We start from the raw sequence: 19,719 nt of genomic DNA on the forward strand, positions 1-19,719 counted from the left end.
GAATGATTTCCGAACCGTACCAGGCCGCTGTACCAGGCGATACCGGGCCACTGGCTCTACCTGTGCAATTCTGGTCTGCCTAGAATTTTTCCCAACAGAGCGCCAAAGAACGACGACAGCTTTGCAAGGAGACAGGCATGACGAACAGGCAGTCGGCAGGAACCGCTCTCGCAGCGGAGCGTGCAAGCGTCTTCACGAAGCCTGTGGAGCAATGATCATGGGATACAGCACAGTCGATCCCGCCGCCGCCGGCTTTGCCGCGAGCGATTCCGGCTCCACGAAGTACGACCCCAAGTACGATCCGCTCGTCTCGCCGGGCCCGGGCGTCGGCAAGGATTATGCGCCGACCTACTGGGTCGCGACGGCGGGCAGCCCGCCGCCCGACGACGGCCCCGTCACGAAAGATCTCGACGTGGACGTCGCGATCATCGGTGGGGGCTACACGGGGCTCGCCACGGCGCTCTGCCTCGCACGCGAGCATGGCATCAAGGCCGTGGTGCTGGAGGCGAACCGCACGAGCTGGGGCTGCAGCAGCCGCAATGGCGGACAGGGGCAGAACGCTTCGGGCCGACTCTCGCGCTCGCAATGGATCGAGCGCTGGGGCAAGGATGTCGCCCTGAAAATGCACGACGAGATCCAGCAGGGCTTCGATCATTTCAAGGAACTCGTTGCCGAGATCGATTGCGATCCGCAGCCGGGCGGCCACTTCCTGATCGCACACCGGCCGCGCATCATGGCGAAGCTCGCCGCCGAGGCGAAGGTCTGGAAGGACGTATTCGGCTACCCGTCTGAGCTATTGAGCGCGCAGACGTTTCGCCGCGAGTTCGTCGACGACCACGAGGCGGCCGGCGCGCTGCACGAGCCCGAAGGGATCGGCATCCATGCGCTGAAGCTCGCGTTCGGGTATCTGCGCCTCGCACGTGCTGCTGGCGCGAAGGTCCACACGAGCAGCCCGGTGATGGGATGGGAGACCATCAACGGCGTGCATCACCTGCGCACGCCGGGCGGCGTGGTGCGGGCGCGCGCGGTGGGCATCGCGACCGGCGCGTACACGGCGCAGACGCTGCATCCCACGCTGCGTAGCAAGGTCATGCCGATTCTCTCTAATTCGATGGTTACGCGTCCGCTTACCGAAGCCGAGATCGCCGCGTGCGGCTTTCGCACGACTCTGGTGCTCACGGATACGCGCACGCTGCGCTTTTACTATCGGTTCTTGCCCGATGGGCGGTTGCAGATTGGCAGCCGCAGCGCGATTACCGGTGAGGATGCGCCTAATCCGCGGCATCTCGATCTGCTCAAGGAGGGCATGGCGCGCAAGTTTCCGGCGCTGCGCGGCGTGCAGATCGACTATTCGTGGTGGGGGTGGGTGGATGTGAGCCACGACATGATGCCTCGGGTTTGTCAGCCCGATCCCAGGCAATCGGTGTTTTATGCACTTGGCTATGGGGGGAATGGGGTGTCTTATTCGCAGCAGGCTGGGAGGCGGCTTGCTGAGCGTATCGCTGGTAAGGGTGGACAGCTTACGCTGCCGATTTTTACCACGCCGTTGCCTGGGCATCCGTTTGCGCCGTTCCGGCGGATTGGGCAGAGGATGCTTTATTTGCAGTATTTCAGGCGGGATGAGAAGGCTTGAGTTTGGGTTTTTTTGGTTTTCTTTGGTTTTCTTGTGTTCGCGTCGGTACGGACGCGTTGCCCCTGTGCGGGGCGGCACCTACTTTTCTTTGCAGCGGCAAAGAAAAGTAGGCAAAAGAAAGCCGCTCAAACCGCCAGCGCCTGCCACCGTTCACATCTCGCCATACGTGGTGAATGGCTCCGGAGCGTCTGTCACCCCGCACCACCAAACTTAGTGACAAGGCGCTCATCCTTCCGGCGGCGCTCCGCGCGCCGAAGGGCATAACCAAACACCAGTGGGGCACATGAGTTTTCGCGAATGCTCATTCGTACCATTCGGTTTCCCATGCAGGCCCAACCGCAGCGCGCGAAGCGAGCAGCGGGATGAATGAGCCCTTTGTCACTAACTTGGGTGGTGCGAGGCGACAGACGCTCCGGAGCCATTCACCAGTTACGACGAGATGTGAACGGTGGCAGGCATTAGCGGTTTGAGCGGCTTTCTTTTGCCTACTTTTCTTTGCCGCTGCAAAGAAAAGTAGGTGCCGCCCCGCACAGGGGCAACGCGTCCGTACCGACGCGAAAACAAGAAAACCCACAAAACAAAAAACAAAAAAAGCGCCACCCAAAAAGGCGCACCGAAATCCGAATCCGATATCTGTGGAGGTGACATGCAACCCCCGATGGACAACCAGCAACTGAAGTGCGGCCTAAAACAGCGCCACATGACAATGATCGCCCTCGGCGGCGTAATAGGCGCCGGCCTCTTTGTCGGCAGCGGCGTCGTGATCCAGCAGACAGGCCCAGCCGCCGTCCTCTCCTTCCTCATCACCGGCGGCCTCGTCGTCCTCGTGATGCGCATGCTCGGCGAAATGGCCTGCGCCATGCCCGCAGTCGGTTCGTTCTACGAATATGCGCGCCTCGCCTTCGCCACCTGGCGCGGACCGGGCAAGCTGGCCGGCTTCCTCACCGGCTGGATGTACTGGTACTTCTGGGTGATCGTGGTCGCCGTCGAGGCGGTGGCGGGCGCCAAGCTCGTCCAGTTCTGGCTACCCGACGCGCCCGCCTGGCTCATCAGTCTCGTATTGCTCGTGCTCCTGAGCGCAACGAACCTGATCTCGGTGGGCAGCTACGGCGAATTCGAATTCTGGTTCTCCTCGATCAAGGTGGCGGCGATCATCGTTTTCCTCTTTCTCGGCGGCCTCTATGTCCTCGGATTGTGGCCGTCGTCGCTGCACACGACCGCCGTATTGCCGACGCTGCTCGGCCATGGCGGCCTCATGCCGAAGGGCATCGGGCCGGTACTGAGTGGCGCCGTCGCGGCAACGGGTTTTTACTTCGGCGCGGAGATCGTCACGATCGCAGCGGCCGAGGCGCGCGAGCCCGCCAAGGCCGTCGCGAAGGCCACGAACTCGGTCATCACGCGCGTCCTCGTGTTCTACGTGGGTTCCGTGCTGCTCGTGGTCGCCCTCGTGCCGTGGAATTCGCCGGCCATGTCGACGCCCTATGTGAGCGCGCTCCAGGTGATGGGCTTGCCCGCCGCCGCGAACATCATGAACGCGATCGTGCTGACCGCCGTGCTCTCCGCGCTCAATTCGGGGCTTTATGCGGCCTCGCGCATGCTGTTCGCACTGACCCGCCGCGGCGACGCCCCGGCGGCGCTCGCGAAGGTCAACCGCCGCGGCGTGCCGGTGCGCGCGATCCTGCTCGGCACCGTGTTCGGCTATGTGTCGGTCGTGATGTCGTACGTGTCGCCGGATACGGTGTTCGCGTTCCTCGTCAACTCGTATGGCACGGTCGCGATCTTCGTCTATCTGCTGATCGCCCTGTCGCAACTGCGCCTGCGCAAGCGCCTCGATCCGTCGGCCGTTGGCGAGCTGCGCGTGAAGATGTGGTGCTTCCCCTACCTCACGTGGGTGGCGATTGCCGGCATGGTGGGTATTCTCGTCGCGATGGCGTTCATCCCCGAGCAGCGCAAGCCGCTCTGGCTCGGCGTGGCGAGCCTCGCCGTGCTGCTCGTCACCTACGCATGGCTGCAGCGCCGCGCGCGCATCCGCGAGCGTGCCCGCGACTACGCGTCGTCCTTCGCGACGTGGACGCCCGCCACGACAGAATCGAGCGCTGGCCGCTTCGGCAAATGAAGCCGCAGTCTGCATGCAGTCATGAACGCGACAAGGAGACCGCGATGACCACGGAACGCGCGATGGAGGGGCCGGACCGCATGGTGTCGGTGCGCGAGCGCTTCGGCTTCGATTCGAACCTCATGGTGCCGGCCTTCAGCGAGCGCGACGCCCACGTGCCGGACGTGGACGAGGCTTATCGCTTCAACCCCGAAGTCACGCTCGCCATACTCGCCGGCTTTACGCGCAACCGGCGGGTGATGGTGCAGGGGCTGCACGGCACGGGCAAGTCCACGCATATCGAACAGGTCGCCGCGCGCCTGAACTGGCCCTGCGTGCGCGTGAATCTCGACGGCCATATCAGCCGGCTCGATCTCGTCGGCAAGGACGCGATCGTGGTGCGCGACGGCCGCCAGGTCACGGAGTTCCAGGAAGGGATCGTGCCGTGGGCGCTGCAGCGTCCGGTCGCGCTGATCTTCGACGAATACGATGCGGGCCGCCCCGACGTGATGTTCGTGATCCAGCGCATTCTCGAGCGCGACGGCAGCTTCACGCTGCTCGACCAGAATCGCGTGATCCGCCCGCACGCCCACTTCCGCCTCTTCGCGACCACCAATACGATCGGCCTCGGCAATCTCAACGGCCTGTATCACGGCACGCAAATGCTGAACCACGCGCAAATGGACCGCTGGAACGTGGTCGCCACGCTCAACTACCTGCCGCGCGAGGAGGAGGCCGGCATCGTGCTCGCCCGCGTGCCGGAGATGACCGACGACGCGGGCCGGCAACTCGTCGATTCGATGATCAGCATGGCGGCGATGACGCGCAAAGGCTTCGCAACCGGCGATCTCTCCACGCTGATGTCGCCGCGCACCGTGATCGACTGGGCCGAGAACTGCCAGATCTTCCGCGATCCCGCGCTGGCGTTCCGGCTCACGTTCCTCAACAAGTGCGACGAAGCGGAGCGGCCGATCGTCGCCGAGTATTATCAGCGCTGCTTTGGCGTCGAGCTGGACGCGGCGTCCACCGCAAGGGGCGGCGAGGGCGGCGAACCGCGGAAGGCGCGCGCGTGAGTGCCACGCCCACGCCCGAGGCCGTGCGCACCGCGCTGCGGCACGAGTCGCTCTGCGCGGCCGCCGTGCGCGCGCTCACCGGCGACGCCGCGCTCCACTATCGCGGCGGCCGGCTTTGCCGCGAGTCGCGGCCCTTGCCGCTCTATGCTCCGCATCTGCGCAGCAACGTCTACGAGGACGAGTTCGCTTCGCTGCGTGGCGCCGCCGACGCCGCCGCGCAGCGTCTTCTCCATTCCGACGCGGCGCTGCACCGGCTGCTCGCTCCCGACGCCCCGATCGAGCGCCTGCTGTTCGAGCTGTTCGAGCAGGTGCGCTGCGAGGCGCAATTGCCACCCGGCATGCCTGGACTCGCGCACAACCTGCGGCATCGCTTCGAAACGTGGTCGCGCGCGTATTGCCGGGCGGCCTTGACCGAAGGCCATCTCGGCATCCTGCTCTATACGGTGGCGCAGATCGTCTGGTCGCGCGTGAGCGGCTGGCCCGTGCTCGACGAGACCGAGGATCTGATCGAAGCGACACGCGCCGGCATCGTGCCTGCAATCGGCGTGCAGCTTGCGGGGCTGCGCGCGACTCGCACGGATCAACGCGCCTATGCGGCGCATGCCCGCGAGCTGGCGCGCCGCGTCGCGACGATGCTCGAAGACGCGCGCGCGGCACATGCAGGGGACGACGCCGAGGAAGCCCGCGCAGCCGACGACGCCTTGACGTCGTTCTCGCTGTGGGTCGACTTCGACGAAACGAGCGTCGAGCTGCCCGCGCTCGCGCCGACCGGCGTGAGCCGCGTGCTGGCCGAGGCGGCGAATGGCTATCGCGCATACACGACGCAGTACGACCGCGAGATCCGGCCCGCCACACGCGTGCGCGAAGCGCTGCTGCGCGAGTATCGGGAACGGCTCGACGAGCGTATTGCCGCGTGCGGCATCAACGTCGCGCGCCTCGCGCGCGCGCTGCAGACAGCGATAGCGGTGCCGCAGCGCGATGGCTGGCTGTTCGGCGAGGAGGACGGCCGCATCGACGGCCGACGCCTCGCACAGGTCGTCAGCTCGCCCGCCGAGCGGCGCGTGTTCAGGCGCGAGCGATACGAGCCGCGCAGCGATTGCGTGGTGGGCTTCCTGATCGATTGCTCGGGGTCGATGAAGGCGCATATCGAGCCCGTTGCGATGATGGTCGATCTGCTCGCGCGCGCATGCGAGCAGGCGGGAATCGCGACCGAGGTGCTCGGCTTTACGACGCTCGCCTGGAACGGCGGCCGTGCGCGTGCGGACTGGCTCGCGGGCGGGCGGGCGCCGCATCCGGGGCGCCTGAACGAGACCTGCCACATGGTGTTCAAGTCCGCCGACGAGAGCTGGCGGCGCGCTCGCCCGGCCATCGCCGCGCTGCTCAAGGCGGACCTGTTTCGCGAGGGCGTGGACGGGGAGGCCGTGGAATGGGCATGCGCGCGGCTCGCGGGCCGCGCCGAGGCGCGGCGCATTCTCGTCGCGATCTCGGACGGCAGCCCGATGGACACGGCCACGGCGCAGACGAACGACGCCTTCTATCTCGACAATCACTTGAAGGAGGTGGTCGCGCGCCACGAGGTAATGCGCGACGTCGACGTGATCGGGCTGGGCGTCGGGCTGGACCTCAGTCCGTACTACCGGCATTGCGTCGCGCTCGACTCCGGCGAGCCGCTCGATATGGCCCGCTTGATCGATCTCGCGCAATGGATTGGGGCGCCGCGTTAGCGCACAGTCATCGATTCCTGCGCGGGCCATCACCCGCTCACATCACACCATCAGTTCCTTCACCGCACACAGCACGAGCGAAGCGCCGATGATCATCAGCACGCCGAACGCCAGCCTGCGCATCGCGAGGGAAGACAGCGGCGGCGGGTAGTGGCGCGCCGCCAGCGTCATCAGCATCACGACCGGCGCGGCGAGCGCGGCCTCGATGCAGATCGAAGCGGGAAGCTCGCCCTCCCAGGCGCTGAACAGCACGCGCACAAGCGACGTGACCGTGAAGAGCAGGATCAGCGCGCAGCGAATCTCGATCAGCTTGAGCGGCTGGCGATAGAACTGGAAGATGAGCGGCGGCCCGGACACGCCGAACATGCCGCTCAGGAGGCCGCCACATACGCCGCTCACGAAAAAGCTGCGGTCGCCCGAGCGTTGTACGAGCGGCACGGGCCGCAGCGCGGCGCTCAGTCCACCGTACAGCACGACGGCGCCGAGCAGCAATTGCAGCATGCCGGAGGCCGAGGCGCTCAGGTAGTCGAGCACCATCACGCCCACCACGACCGAGGGCAGCACCCCGAGCGTCGCGGCGCCCACGGCCCGCCAGTCGATATGGTGGAGCTTGCCGGGCAGCGCGGCCGCGCTGTTCGCGAGCGTAACGAGGCTCAGCAGGGTGGCGATGCTTGCGAGCGGCGCGAGGCTGAAGCCGCTCGTGGCGCCCATGACGATCATGCTGAGGCCGAAGCCCGTGATCGTCTGAAAATAACTGGCTGCGCCGATCAAGGCGATTAGGACCAGGACCTTCTCATGCGTCATGCTGCGTGGGGTTCCTTCGAGTGAGTGACGTCGCGTTGGCGGGCCGTCTGCGCCTGGACCGCCGTGGTGGCGATCACGTAATAGATATCCTCGGGGCAGCAGCCGCGCGAAAGATCGTTGGCGGGCCGGTTCAGGCCCTGCATCAGCGGGCCGATGGCCTTCGCGCCGCCAAGGCGCTCGGCGAGTTTGTAGCCGATATTGCCCGCGTCGAGATTCGGGAAGACCAGCACGTTCGCGTGGCCGCCGCACTGCGAGTGCTCGATCTTGCGCTCGGCGATTTCCGCCACGAGCGCCGCGTCGAGTTGCACGTCGCCATCGACGCAGAGGGCGGGGCGCAGCTCGTGCACGCGCCGCGTCGCCTCGATCACCTTGTCCACGCTCGCATGGTGGGCGCTGCCGCTCGTCGAGAACGACAGCATCGCGACGCGCGGCTCTTCCATCAACAGGCTGCGCGCGCTGTCGGCGGCGGCCATGGCGATCTCGGCGAGCTGTGCGGCGTCGGGGTCCACCACGAGCGCGCAGTCGGAGAAGATCAAGCCGCCTTTGTAGCGATGAAACGGCTCGCACAGCATCATCAGGAAGAAGCTCGAGACGAGCTTGAACGACGGCTCGACACCGATCAGCTGGATGGCCGAGCGCACCACGTCGGCGCTCGTGTGAACGGCGCCCGCCACCGAACCGTCCGCGTGGCCGAGACGCACCATCAGGTTGGCAAAGACGAGCGGCTTCGCGGCCTCCTCCCACGCGAGTGCGGGCGTCATGCCCTTGGCGCCGCGCAGCGTGACCAGTTCGTCGGCGAAGGCCGTGCGCCATGGGCTCTTTTGCGGATCGATCAGCGCGATCTCGCCGAGCTCGACCGACTCGCGCGCGGCGGCCGCGCGGATCGCGCCCGGGTCGCCGAGGAGCATGATGCGCGCAATGCTCTCCTGGTGCGCCCGCGCCGCGGCGGCGAGCACGCGTGGGTCATCGGCTTCGCACAGCACGATGCGCATGGGCGCGAGGCGCGCGCTTTCGACGATACGGTTCAGGGCTTTCATGGTGTCATGGGCTCATGGACGCACAAACGGACGGACGCACGCCAGCAGCAGGCGTGTCCAGACGAAAACCGGCCACAAGCGGGTGCCCCGCCTGCGGCCGGCGATCGGATGCAACCCGCGCGCCTGCCTGCAACATACGGCGCGCGCGGGCTGCGGCTGGCCCTTCAGACGAAGTCCTTGTACTTGTCGAGCAGGCGCACGGGCTTCGAGAGCGCGTCGCGGCGGAACGGATCGCCGAGTTCGCGCGTGCACATGATCTCGACGATGGTCGTCTTGCCCTGATTCATCTGCAGGTCGATCGCGCGCTTGAGCGCCGGGCCCACGTCCTCGAGCTTGTCCACCACGATGCCTTCCGCGCCCATCGCCTTCGCGATGCCGGCAAAGCTCGGGCTGTCCAGTTCGCCCGCGACGAAGCGGCGATCGTAGAAGTCCACCTGGTTCTTCTTCTCGGCGCCCCATTGGCGGTTGTGGAACACGACGGCCGTCACCGGAATGTTGTGGCGCACGCAGGTGAGCGTTTCCATCAGGCTCATGCCCCAGGCGCCGTCGCCCGCATACGAGATCGCGGGGCGGTGGGGCGCGGCCACCTTCGCGCCGATGATGGTCGGGAACGCATAACCGCAGTTGCCCCAGCTCATCGCCGCGAACAGGCTGCGCGGCTGGTTGAAGCGCAGATAGCTGTTCGCCACGGAGTTGATGTTGCCGATGTCGGTCGACACCATCACGTCCTCGGGCATCGCCTTCTCGAGCTCGCGCAGCACCTGGCGCGGATGCAGATACTCGCCGCCGGTGGGCGTGCGCTCGTGCTTCTGCTCTTCGATCATGTCGAGGCTGTAGGCGTCGCGCTCGTGCGTCCACGAGTCGAGTTCCTTTTCCCACGCGGCCTTTTCGGTGGCGATCTGGTCGGCGCGCTCGGCGCGGTTGGCGTCGCTTGCGAGGGTGCGGTTCGCGAGACGCTCGGTCAGCGCCTGCGCCGAGGCCTTCGCGTCGCCGCAGATGCCCACCGAAATCTTCTTCACGAGGCCGAGCATCTTGTGATCGGCGTCGATCTGGATGATCTTCGCGTCTTTTGGCCAGTAGTCCATACCATGTTGCGGCAGCGTGCCGAACGGTCCGAGGCGCGAGCCCAGCGCAATCACGACGTCCGCGCGCGAGATCAGCTTCATCGCGGCCTTCGATCCCTGGTAGCCGAGCGGGCCGCACCAGAGCGGATGATTCGCCGGGAACGAATCGTTATGCAGGTAGCTGTTCACGACGGGCGCACCGAGCCGTTCGGCGAGCGCCTTGCACTCTTCGATCGCATCGCCCATCACGACGCCGCCGCCGGAGATGATGACGGGGAACTTCGCGGCCGCGATCAGATCCGCCGCTTCGTTGAGGCTTTCGTCGCCGCCGGGGCCGCGGTCGAGCCGGCGCGGCTGCGGAATCTCCGTCTTGATCTTGCCGTAGAAGTAATCGCGCGGAATGTTCAGCTGGGTCGGGCCCATTTCGGACATGGCGCGGTCGAAGCAGCGCGCGGTGTACTCGGCCATGCGCGCGGGGTTCGTCACGTGGCCCTGGTACTTCGTGAACTCCTGGAACATCGGCAGCTGATTCGCTTCCTGGAAGCCGCCGAGGCCGATGCCCATCGTGCCTGCCTCCGGCGTGACGATCACGACCGGGCTGTGGGCCCAGTAGGCCGCAGCGATGGCCGTCACGCAGTTGCTGATGCCGGGACCGTTCTGGCCGATCACGACGCCGTGGCGGCCCGATACGCGCGAGTAGCCGTCGGCCATGTGCGCCGCGCCCTGCTCGTGAACGACGGGAATGAGGCGAATGCCGGCGGGCGCGAAGATGTCCATCGCATCCATGAACGCGGAGCCCATGATCCCGAACATGTCGGTCACGCCGTTGGCCGCGAGGGTTTCGACAAAGGCCTCGGACGGGGTCATGTCCTGCGGGCCGCTGGCCGTCTGGGTGGGGGTCTTTTCGCTCATCAACTGTCTCCGGTTATCGTTTGACGGAATGCCGTGTTTCGAATGCTATTCGGCGCCCAATGAGGGTCAAGGGATTCCGTCCTTGATGGGTGAATCTGAAATGGAATGGAACGATTCGTTTCAAAACACTGGCGACCGCTGCGCCGCTGCACACGGGTCAGGCGGGCTGCTTCGGGCGCTCCTTGCGGAACGCGCGCTTCACGGCGATCAGGCCATCGCGGAATTCGAAGAGATCGCAGCCTTCGGCCTCGATGCGCCAGCCTTCGGCATGCGTGCCGGTGAACATCCATTCCGATACGCCGCGTTCGCCCGCGACGTAGTGGCGGCCGTTGCCCCAATGGGCGTCCGGGAACGTGCGAAAGACTGCTTCGAAGGCAGCGCGCACGGCTTCACGCCCGACGAAGCGGGTGCCATACACTTCGGGGCCGCCGGCCGCGTCGAATACGCAGTCTTCGGTCATGAACCCCATCAGCGCGTCGGCGTCATGGCGGTTGAAGGCGTCGGAAAAGGCGGCGAGCGTGTCGGCCGTGACGGCGGGTTGGGCGCTGAGCGTGTCTGCCATACGTGTCTCCAGTGGGAAAGCCGGTGCCGTCCGGTGCGCGAGAAATCGCGCGCGGCACGGTATATCGACACGTTAGGGTTTGCGAGGCGAGGGCGGTAGCACCAGTGTGGAGCTTTCGCCTGGGCCAGCGCCCGCGTAGTTGCGCGAAGACTCAGGCGGGCCGCTGCTTGCGCACGACCTCGGCGAGCGCGCGCACGCCGGGTTCGATTTTCTCGAGCTTGATGGCGGAGAATCCCATGCGGAACCACGGGCTGTGTTCGGCCTCGTCGGCGAAGAACACGCCGCCGGGCTCGATCAGGATGCCGGCCTCGCGCGCGTCGTCGGCAAGGCGCGCGGAGTCCAGCCACGCCGGCCCCTGGACCCAGCACGAGGCGCCACCGCCAATCGGCACGTAACGCACCTCGGGCAGATGGGTATCGAGCGCCGCCATCAACGCGCGGGCGCGCTCCTTGTAGGCATGCGCGAGCCGGCGCAGGAGCGCGTCGTGGTGTCCGAGCGCGAGGAATGTCGCGAACGCGCGCTGGATATACGCCACCGGGTGCCGGACCATCAGGCGGCGCAGCGAGCGCAACTCGCGCACGAGTTCCTGCGGGCCGACCACGTAGCCGAGACGCAGGCCGGGGGCGAACGTCTTCGAAAGGCTGCCAACGTAGATCACGCGATCGGCCGAATCGAGGCTCTTCAAGGCCGGATGCGGCGTGCCGGAAAACGTGTTTTCGCTCTCGTAGTCGTCTTCGATGATGACGAAGTCGTGCTGCTGCGCGAGTTCGAGCAGCGCCTGGCGGCGCGCGATAGGCATGGTGGCCGTGGTCGGGCACTGGTGGCTCGGCGTGACGAACACGTAATCGCAGCGGGCGAGCGAATCGCGCTGGCGCACGGGATCGATCCCTTCGCCGTCGATCGGCAATTCGAGCAGCTGCGCGTTGCGATTCACGAAAATATTGCGGGCATCGGGATATCCCGGATTCTCGAAGCCGACCGTCGTGTTCTTGCCGCAGAGCAGGTCGGCGACGAGATAGAGCGCCTGCTGGCAGCCATTCGTGATGATGATCTCCTCGGGCATGGCAAACACGCCGCGCCGCGGCAGCACGCGCGTGCGGATCTGCTGGATCAGCGACTCGTCATCGCGCTCGATCAGGTCGGGCGCCCAGTTGCGGATCTCCATGATCGAGAGCGCTTTCAGGCAGCACTCGCGCCAGTCGTTGGTCGGAAAGAGCGATTGATCGAACTGCCCGTAGATGAAGGGATATGCGTAGTTCTGCCAATTGGCGGGTTTGACGATGTTGCGCTGCGCGGAGGGCGGGCGCACGATGCGCGATTTCCACGCGGGCGGGGCAGGCAAGCGGGCGTCATGGGGCTCGACGACGTCGGGCTGCTGGACCCGCTGTTGCACGCGCTGCTGCACGCGCTGTTGGACCCGCTGTTGGACCGTTACGCCGTGCAGGCCCTCCAGCATTTCGGGGTTGACGAAGTGGCCGCTGCGTTCGCGCGAGACCAGATAGCCTTCCTCCACGAGCATCTGGTAGGCGAGCACCACGGTATTGCGCGCCACGCCGAGCTGCTCGGCCAGCTCGCGGCTCGAAGGCAGGGCGGAGTCCGGCGGCAACTGCCCGTCGAGGATGGAGGCCACCAGCATCTCGCGGATCTGGTGCTGCAGACTTGTCTTCGACTCCGGTGACCGTCGGAATTGCTGTGCCCAAAGGGCGGACGGGGTACGGGTCGGCATGCTTGCTCCTGTGATTGATGTCAGCGGCGAGAGGACGATTGAGCAACCGTATTGCAGCAAAATCGGCCAGTCAATCAACACACCATATTCAACACTGGGCGTCCGAGTCGATTAGGTAAATTTCGGAGCGACTGTTCGCGACGAGACGGTCAGCACCGCACTTGCCGAAAGAAACTCGACGTGCGCGCGCTCGCCAGGCCCTTGCTGCGGCGCAACGCGACCGGCTGGCGGGCCTTGCGGCTGCGAGCGCCGGGCGTTCGAATAATCGGAAGAAATCGGCTGGACGGTGCTTGCGGCGCTTCGGGAAAGCGCGGACAGCGGTCATCCGCGACTGGCCCCATCGGAACTTCCCGCCTGGTACTACCCGCCGCTTTATTGATTGAGAATGCTTGACTAAACGGGCGAGTTCGCGAGTGCGAAATAAAAGAAGCCAAAATTCGCCGGGTAGCCGCTGACTATACTTGAATTGAGACGGAACCCGAACCGGACACGGAACTTCGCGCTGGTGTGCGCATTGTTTTTCAACTTGAGGAGACGGCGGTGAGAGCCCTACCCAGACTAAAGATGATGAAGCATCACGCGGATTCGTCGATCGAGCCGGTCATCAAGATCCGCCGCGGCCACGGGAAAATGAATGCCTGGTGGCTGACCACTGCCGTGCTCGTGATGTGCGTCGTGCTCTGGCAGGCCGTATCGATGGCGCGCATCTTCCCGCCGTTCGCGCTGCCCTCGCCGGTGGCGGTGTGGCAGGCCTTCGTCGAAATCGTCCGCAACGGCTACGGCGGCCAGTCGCTCGTCAGCGACATCCTGATTAGTTGCTTTCGCATCGTTATTGGTTTTGTCGGCGCGATTGCGATCGGCGTACCGATCGGCCTGCTGATGTCACGCAACAAGATCGTGTTCGACATCATCGATCCGCTGCTGCAGTTCGTGCGGCCGGTTCCGCCGCTTGCTTATATTCCGCTGCTGGTGGTGTGGTTCGGCATCGGCGAATTGCCCAAAGCCATTCTGATTCTGGTCGGCACCATTCCGGTCATTATCATCGGCACGATGTCGGGCGTGAAAAGCACGCCGCCGCTGCGCATCGAGGTTGCCCGCACACTCGGCGCGACCAATGCGCAAATCTTCCGCAAGGTCGTCCTGCCCTCGGCCATGCCGGAGATCTTCACCGCCATGCGCGTGGGTATCGGCGTGGCGTGGACCTGTCTGGTCGCCGCGGAACTGATCGCGGCGAGCAGCGGCCTCGGCTGGCTCGTGCAGTTCGCTGGACAGGCCTTGCAGGTTGCCATCGTGATCGTCGGCATCGTGATCATCGGGTTGATCGGATATGGAATGGAGCTGGCGATTCGGAAAATCGAAAATATCGTCGTACCGTGGCGCGGACATAACTGATCGGGTGACTGGAGGAGACGAAAAATGAAAAAGATGCAATGGGTCTATGGCATGAGCGCGGCTGTGCTGGCGAGCAGTTGTCTGGTTCCTGGCGCGGTGTATTCGCAGAGCAAGCCCGAGGTGATCATCGGCTACGAGGACAACGGCGCCGATCCGTACATGGTGTCGATGGCCGAGCATCTGTTCGAAAAGCAAATGAACGCCGATGTCCAGTACAAGCTCTTCAGTTCGGGGCCGGCGGCGATGAGTGCATTGGCATCGAACAGCCTCACGTTCATGTGCGGGCTGGGCGTGCCGCCGCTCGTCACGGCGATCGCACAGGGCTTGCCGATGACCATCGTGTACAACCAGGAGCGCTATACGAATGCGGCCGGCATCGTGGTCAAGCCGGACAGCGGCATCCACGACGTCGCGGGGCTGCAAGGCAAGAAGATCGCGATCGTTGCCGGCTCGCAGGCCTCGTTCGAACTCGCGACCTTCCTGGCGGCTGCACATGTGCCGTATGCGTCCGTCACGCAGATCAACATGGCGCCGCCGCAGATGCGCACTTCGTGGGTGACCGGTGCGATCGACGCGGCGATCGTCTGGGATCCGGTATTCAGCGCGCTGCGTACGTCTGGCGGCAAGGCGATCAAGACGGACGGCGATTTGCCGCGCGAAGCCTCGAGCTACAACGTCTGTATTGCCAACTCCGACTGGGCGAAGGCGCATCCGGACCTGGTCCGCGGTTTCGTCGCGGCGCTCGACCAGGGCTATCAGGTGACGATGAAGGATCGCGACAAGGCGCTCGCCGAGATGGCGAAAGCCACGGGCGTGACGGTGCCGGTGGCAACGAGCGAACTGGCCGGTTACGAGCTGTTTTCCGGCGCCGACCAGACCACGCCGAAAGTCATGGGCCTCGACGCGGGCGTCAAAACCTCCGCCACGTACCTGACTCTGGTGAACACGGCCAAGGTGCTCAACTCGATTGGCCGCATTCCGAGTGTGCCGGCGAGTTTCGACAACAACGTCGCGCCGCAGTACTCGAAGCATCTGGCCCATTGATCCATTGACTGTCTGACTGTCGAGCAGGAGACGAACTTGAACATCGTCATCGATTCGCTGTACAAGACCTTCGGCGCCACCTCGGCACTGGAAAACATCAATCTGCAGTTCCGGGGCGGCGAATTCATCACCGTGCTCGGCGCTTCGGGCTGCGGAAAGACGACCTTGCTGCATCTGCTCGCCGGTCTGACTTCGCCCACCAGCGGCAACATCTATGTCGATGGCGAGATCAAGGACCAGCCTGGGGCCGACCGTGTCGTGGTGTTCCAGCAGGCCGGCTTGTTTCCGTGGCTCAGCGTGGAGGAAAACATCGAGTTCGGGCCGTCATTGCATGGCGTGCCCAAGGCGCAACGGCACAAGGAGTCGGCGGACATTCTGCGCATCATCGGTCTGGAGTCTTTTGCACGGCACAAGCCCTATGAGCTATCGGGCGGCATGCAGCAGCGCGTGGCGATCGCGCGGGCACTCGTGATGAAGCCGAAGGTGCTGCTGATGGACGAGCCCTTCGGCGCGCTGGATGCGCAGACGCGCAGCTCCATGCAGACGTTCTTGACCGCGCTGTGGGAGCAACTCCACTGCACGGTGGTCTTCATCACCCATGACATCGACGAAGCGATCTTTCTCGGGACGCGCCTCGTCGTGCTTTCGGCGCGGCCGGGGCGGGTGGCACTCGATGTACCCATCGAACTGGACCGGCCGCGTACGCCGGAAGTCGCGTTCGAACCACACTTTCTGGATCTGAAGAAGCGCGCGATGGGGATTCTCGCGCATTGAGCGCGCGCTCAGCGGCGAGCGGCCGTCGACGCCATCGCGGAAGGCGCAGCGGCGACGCGCGCCTGCGTGTCGATGCGGCGGAAGACCAGGGCGGAGATCAGTGTGATCGCGCCCACGCCCGCGAAGCTCATGCGAAAGCCGGGCGCAACCGATCCCCACTGTGCCTCGCCAAGACTCACGAGCGCGCCGCCAATGGTGACGCCGAGGCCCATTGCGAGCATTTGCACCATCGAAAAGAGGCTGTTGCCGCTGCCGGCGTCTTCGTGCGAGAGGTCCTTGAGCGTAACGCTGTTCATCGCGGCGAACTGCATCGAGTTGGCCGCGCCGAAGATGGCCAGCACGGCAATCTCCACGGCGATGGGCGTGCCACGCGAGATCAGTGCGAACGCAACGATCGATGCGCCCACGATCAGCGTGTTGACCAGCAGGAACGTCTCGTAGCCGTAACGGCGGATCAGCGGCGCAATCCAGCGTTTGGCGACCGTCCCCGCGAGCGCGGCGGGCAGCATCATGAGGCCCGAGCGCAGCGGCGAGTAGCCGAGCTCGAGTTGCATGAGCAGCGGCACGAGAAACGGCACGGCACTCGAGCCGATGCGGCAGACGAGATTGCCGATCAGGCCGACGCTGAAATTCGGCTCGCTGAACAAGCGGAGCTTGAAGAGCGGTTCGCGGTGGCCGCGTGCATAGGCCACGTAAGCGAAGGCCGCCGCGATGCCGAGTGCGAAGAGCCCGGCAGACCACGCGGCGCGATGCGTCTGGACCGGCGTGTCGAAGGCCAGTGAAAAAGCGATCATGCACAGCGACACGAGTGCGCAGCCGGCGAGATCGAACGGAGGCGCCGCAGTGCTCGACGCGTTCGGCAGATAGCGGTGCACGGCGAACACGCCGGCGAGGCCGATCGGCACGTTGATCAGGAAGATCCAGTGCCACGAGATCGCCTGCACGAACCAGCCGCCGAGCGTCGGGCCGACGATCGGCCCCACCTGGCCCGCCACCGAAATGAGCGCCAGCGCGGAGACGTACTGCTCGCCGCTCACTGCACGCAGCACCGCGAGCCGGCCGATCGGCATCAGCATCGATCCACCGATACCCTGCAGCACGCGCGCGACCACGAGCTGCGTGAGCGTGTGCGCGCTCGCGCAGCACAGCGAGCCGAGCACGAAGATCAGAATCGCGACGAAATAGACGCGGCGAGTGCCGAAGCGGTCAGCAAGCCAGCCCGAAGCGGGCGTGAGCATGGCCATGGTCAGCGTGTACGCGACGATGACCGGCTGCATCACGAGCGGTCTCACGCCAAGGCTGCGCGCAATCGAGGGGAGCGCGGTGTTGACGATCGTCGTGTCGAGCGTCTGCATGAAAAAGCCCGCGGCGACGATCCATAGCAGCGCCGTGTGGCTCGAATTTTTGTTCATCTGGAACTTCTCGGCGCGCCGCGTTGGGGGCGGGTACGGCTTTGCGGCGCAATTGTCATCCATGGCGTCATGATATTGTTACGCTCGCTCATCGGGAACCCCAGTAGAGACTTTGACTGTCATCGGCATTGCCGATAACCATCCGCCATGCTCAATCCCATCTGGCTCAGGACCTTCGAGGCGGTCGCGCGCTGCCACAGTTTCACCGAAGCGGCGCGCCAGCTCGGCCTTACGCAGTCGAGCGTGAGCGATCACGTGCGCCGGCTCGAAGAGGCGATCGGGCGCCGCCTGTTCATCCGCGACACGCATTCGCTCGCCATCACGTCCGATGGCGAGGCGATGCCGGCAGCATCCTGCAGGCGATCAGCCGCGCCGAATCGCAGTTCCGCGCGCCGCGCCTGCGCGGGCGGGTGCGGCTCGGCTGTTCCGACGACGTTGCGCTCGGCCCGCTGCCCGCCGTGCTGACGGCGTTTCGCAATGCGCATCCCGACGTGGAGCTGGAGATCACCATCGGCATGACGGGCCGGCTTTACGAGCTGCTCGATTCCGGCGCCATCGACCTCATGGTGGGCAAGCGGCGGCTGGGCGACAGACGCGGCACGGTGCTCTTCACGGGACGGCTCGAATGGCTCGCGCGCGCCGGTACGACGATGGATCTCGCGCAGCCGCTGCCGCTCATCCTCGTCGCCGAACCGAGCGTGACGCGGGCCGTAGTGCTCGACGCACTTGCGCAGACTGATTTCCGCTGGCAAGTGGTGTGCACGAGCAGCAGCCATTCGGGCTGCGTGGCGGCGGCGCGCGCCGGACTCGGCGTCACCGTGCGGCCCCAATACCTTGCCGCGCGCGGGCTGGCGCCGCCCGTTAACGTCGCGAGCCTGCCGGCGCTGCCCAATGTCGAATTCATCGCGCTCGCGGGAAAGCGGCTCTCCCGCCCGGCGCAAACGCTGCTGCAGCTCATGCACGACAGCGACTTGCGCGGCTCGTGGATCGGTGAATGAGCGGGAGGGCGGGAAGGCGGGGAATGCGGCGCGGCTGCGGGGATCAGGTCTCGCCGGATTCGAACGCGCTCTCCGCACCCAGCACTTCGACGAACGCCTGCTGGACGGCCGTGCCGAGCCAGTCGGTGCGCCGCTCAGTTTCGGCATCATGCGCGCGCTGCTTGTTTATCGGCGCGAGAGCCGGGGGTTGCGAGTTTGATGGGGCATGGCTGCGTCTGGGCGGAGGTGGTGCCACAGCGCATTTTATCTTTTATATAACATAATATAATTTATCGCAGTTTTACGTGTCACAGCTTTTTTGTAATGTCTGATTCTGGCTCATTAGTGATGTCCGATTCCTGCCCTGGTTGAGGCGCACGCTCGCGTGAGGCGTCGACCAGGGGCAAACCATGAACGGACGTGAGCTGATCACGGCAAGCATGCACGAACTCGCTCGGTGAACGGCAGATCAGCCGGCTGTGCCGGCGCTATGAGGCTTGTGGCCCGGCGGGCCTGGTGTCGGCCAGACGTGGGCGGCCCAGCAACCGGGAGCTGCCTGTTGACCTGCGTGCCCGGGCCGTGGCGCTGGTACGTGAGTATTACGCCGATTTCGGGCCGACGCTGGCGTGCGAGAAGCTGCGCGAGTGTCACGGCATCCGGCTGGCGAAGGAGACGGTACGTCGATGGATGCGCGACGCGGGGCTATGGATACCGCGCGCGCAGCGTCCGCCGAAGGTCTACCAGCCGCGAGCACGGCGGGCGTGCCTGGGTGAGCTCATCCAGATCGACGGCAGCGACCACCGCTGGTTCGAGGAACGCGCCGCGGCCTGCACGCTGCTGGTGTACGTGGACGATGCGACCAGCCGCCTGATGCACCTGCACTTTACGGCCACGGAGTCGACCTTCAGCTACTTCGAGGCGACGCGGACGTATCTGGAGCGCTATGGCAAGCCGGTGGCGCTGTACAGCGACAAGGCCAGCGTGTTCCGCAGCCTGAGCGCGGGCAAGACCGGGCGCAGCGTGACGCACTTTGGACGGGCGATGTACGAGTTGAACATCGACACGTTCTGCGCCAACAGCAGCCCGGCCAAGGGGCGCGTGGAGCGCGCGCACCTGACCCTGCAGGATCGCCTGGTGAAGGAGTTGCGGCTGCGCGGCATCAGTACCGTCGCGGGCGCCAACGCGTATGCGCCGGCCTTCATGGCGGCCTACAACGCACGCTTCGCGAAGCCGCCGAGGAGCACGTACGACGCACACCGGCCACTGCGCGCCGACGAGGATCTGGACGCCCTGCTCACCTGGCGCGAAGCGCGACGCGTGACGAAGTCGCTGACGGTGCAGTACGACCGCGTGATGTACCTGCGTAAGCGGCTCGTGCCGGCCGTTATAGACGGTGGCTGAGGGCGACATCAAAGTGATGCCCATCATTTCCAATCTGATGGGCACCACTTTGACACAGTCTGCGGAGAAGAAGCCTGGTTCCCGGACGG

The 19,719-nt window shown here is 65.3% G+C and carries 13 protein-coding genes and 2 pseudogenes; 9 read left to right on the forward strand and 6 right to left on the reverse strand.

Annotated features, from left to right (window positions below; all coding sequences use genetic code 11):
• Positions 1–217: 217 nt before the first annotated feature.
• The 4 genes from AB4Y42_RS18380 (at position 218) to AB4Y42_RS18395 (ending at position 6,525) form a co-directional block, all read left to right on the forward strand.
• A complete protein-coding gene (locus AB4Y42_RS18380) occupies positions 218–1,633 on the forward strand; it encodes an NAD(P)/FAD-dependent oxidoreductase (protein ID WP_368694938.1) in 1,416 nt (471 codons plus the stop codon).
• Positions 1,634–2,279: 646 nt separating this feature from the next.
• Complete coding sequence (locus AB4Y42_RS18385; RefSeq protein WP_368694939.1) at positions 2,280–3,749, forward strand: amino acid permease; 1,470 nt, start codon at positions 2,280–2,282, stop codon at positions 3,747–3,749.
• 62 nt (positions 3,750–3,811) lie between these two features.
• On the forward strand, positions 3,812–4,801 hold the full coding sequence (locus AB4Y42_RS18390; RefSeq protein WP_368694957.1) for an AAA family ATPase: 990 nt from the start codon (positions 3,812–3,814) through the stop codon (positions 4,799–4,801).
• A 23-nt stretch (positions 4,802–4,824) separates the two neighbouring features.
• Positions 4,825–6,525, forward strand: coding sequence for a cobalt chelatase (locus AB4Y42_RS18395; RefSeq protein ID WP_368694958.1), 1,701 nt, complete (start codon positions 4,825–4,827; stop codon positions 6,523–6,525).
• 42 nt (positions 6,526–6,567) lie between these two features.
• On the opposite strand, the gene AB4Y42_RS18400 is transcribed toward AB4Y42_RS18395, so the two are convergent.
• The 5 genes from AB4Y42_RS18400 to AB4Y42_RS18420 all read right to left on the reverse strand — a co-directional run bounded on the left by AB4Y42_RS18400 (position 6,568) and on the right by AB4Y42_RS18420 (position 12,630).
• On the reverse strand, positions 6,568–7,329 hold the full coding sequence (locus AB4Y42_RS18400) for a sulfite exporter TauE/SafE family protein (RefSeq protein ID WP_368694940.1): 762 nt from the start codon (positions 7,327–7,329) through the stop codon (positions 6,568–6,570).
• On the reverse strand, positions 7,326–8,366 hold the full coding sequence (gene pta / locus AB4Y42_RS18405; protein WP_368694941.1) for a phosphate acetyltransferase: 1,041 nt from the start codon (positions 8,364–8,366) through the stop codon (positions 7,326–7,328). The genes AB4Y42_RS18400 and pta overlap by 4 nt, the downstream gene beginning before the upstream one ends.
• Positions 8,367–8,530: 164 nt before the next feature.
• Complete coding sequence (gene xsc, locus AB4Y42_RS18410; protein WP_368694942.1) at positions 8,531–10,342, reverse strand: sulfoacetaldehyde acetyltransferase; 1,812 nt, start codon at positions 10,340–10,342, stop codon at positions 8,531–8,533.
• Positions 10,343–10,499: 157 nt separating this feature from the next.
• Positions 10,500–10,904: a nuclear transport factor 2 family protein gene (locus tag AB4Y42_RS18415; RefSeq protein ID WP_368694943.1), complete on the reverse strand. Its 405-nt coding sequence runs from the start codon at positions 10,902–10,904 to the stop codon at positions 10,500–10,502.
• Positions 10,905–11,055: 151 nt separating this feature from the next.
• Positions 11,056–12,630 (reverse strand): PLP-dependent aminotransferase family protein, encoded by a 1,575-nt coding sequence (locus tag AB4Y42_RS18420; protein WP_368694944.1) that lies wholly within the window; start codon positions 12,628–12,630, stop codon positions 11,056–11,058.
• Positions 12,631–13,194: 564 nt separating this feature from the next.
• On the opposite strand from AB4Y42_RS18420, the gene AB4Y42_RS18425 reads away from it, so the two are divergent.
• The 3 genes from AB4Y42_RS18425 to AB4Y42_RS18435 are packed head-to-tail and all read left to right on the forward strand — an operon-like array spanning position 13,195 to position 15,840.
• The gene (locus tag AB4Y42_RS18425) at positions 13,195–14,022 is read left to right on the forward strand and encodes an ABC transporter permease (protein WP_368694945.1); all 828 of its coding nucleotides are present in this window, start codon (positions 13,195–13,197) and stop codon (positions 14,020–14,022) included.
• A gap of 24 nt (positions 14,023–14,046) precedes the next feature.
• The gene (locus AB4Y42_RS18430) at positions 14,047–15,066 is read left to right on the forward strand and encodes an ABC transporter substrate-binding protein (RefSeq protein WP_368687764.1); all 1,020 of its coding nucleotides are present in this window, start codon (positions 14,047–14,049) and stop codon (positions 15,064–15,066) included.
• 36 nt (positions 15,067–15,102) lie between these two features.
• Positions 15,103–15,840 (forward strand): ABC transporter ATP-binding protein, encoded by a 738-nt coding sequence (locus AB4Y42_RS18435; protein ID WP_368694946.1) that lies wholly within the window; start codon positions 15,103–15,105, stop codon positions 15,838–15,840.
• Between the two features lie 8 nt (positions 15,841–15,848).
• Here AB4Y42_RS18435 and mdtD read toward each other — a convergent pair whose 3' ends face one another.
• Positions 15,849–17,315 carry a multidrug transporter subunit MdtD gene (gene mdtD / locus AB4Y42_RS18440; RefSeq protein ID WP_368694947.1) on the reverse strand — a complete coding sequence of 489 codons (1,467 nt, stop codon included), beginning with the start codon at positions 17,313–17,315 and terminating at the stop codon, positions 15,849–15,851.
• An 84-nt stretch (positions 17,316–17,399) separates the two neighbouring features.
• On the opposite strand from mdtD, the pseudogene AB4Y42_RS18445 reads away from it, so the two are divergent.
• Positions 17,400–18,250 (forward strand): annotated as a pseudogene (locus tag AB4Y42_RS18445) (LysR family transcriptional regulator).
• Positions 18,251–18,682: 432 nt separating this feature from the next.
• Positions 18,683–19,588 (forward strand): annotated as a pseudogene (locus tag AB4Y42_RS18450) (ISNCY family transposase); the annotation flags it as partial.
• Positions 19,589–19,719 lie beyond the last annotated feature (131 nt).

It is taken from the genome of Paraburkholderia sp. EG286B (assembly GCF_040965655.1).
Classification (GTDB): domain Bacteria; phylum Pseudomonadota; class Gammaproteobacteria; order Burkholderiales; family Burkholderiaceae; genus Paraburkholderia.

Coding starts and splice junctions, on each gene's coding strand:
- AB4Y42_RS18380 (WP_368694938.1), top strand. CDS start 218: ATGGGATACAGCACAGTCGATCCCGCCGCCGCCGGCTTTGCCGCGAGC.
- AB4Y42_RS18385 (WP_368694939.1), top strand. CDS start 2,280: ATGCAACCCCCGATGGACAACCAGCAACTGAAGTGCGGCCTAAAACAG.
- AB4Y42_RS18390 (WP_368694957.1), top strand. CDS start 3,812: ATGGAGGGGCCGGACCGCATGGTGTCGGTGCGCGAGCGCTTCGGCTTC.
- AB4Y42_RS18400 (WP_368694940.1), bottom strand. CDS start 7,329: ATGACGCATGAGAAGGTCCTGGTCCTAATCGCCTTGATCGGCGCAGCC.
- pta (WP_368694941.1), bottom strand. CDS start 8,366: ATGAAAGCCCTGAACCGTATCGTCGAAAGCGCGCGCCTCGCGCCCATG.
- xsc (WP_368694942.1), bottom strand. CDS start 10,342: ATGAGCGAAAAGACCCCCACCCAGACGGCCAGCGGCCCGCAGGACATG.
- AB4Y42_RS18415 (WP_368694943.1), bottom strand. CDS start 10,904: ATGGCAGACACGCTCAGCGCCCAACCCGCCGTCACGGCCGACACGCTC.
- AB4Y42_RS18420 (WP_368694944.1), bottom strand. CDS start 12,630: ATGCCGACCCGTACCCCGTCCGCCCTTTGGGCACAGCAATTCCGACGG.
- AB4Y42_RS18425 (WP_368694945.1), top strand. CDS start 13,195: ATGATGAAGCATCACGCGGATTCGTCGATCGAGCCGGTCATCAAGATC.
- AB4Y42_RS18430 (WP_368687764.1), top strand. CDS start 14,047: ATGAAAAAGATGCAATGGGTCTATGGCATGAGCGCGGCTGTGCTGGCG.
- mdtD (WP_368694947.1), bottom strand. CDS start 17,315: ATGGATGACAATTGCGCCGCAAAGCCGTACCCGCCCCCAACGCGGCGC.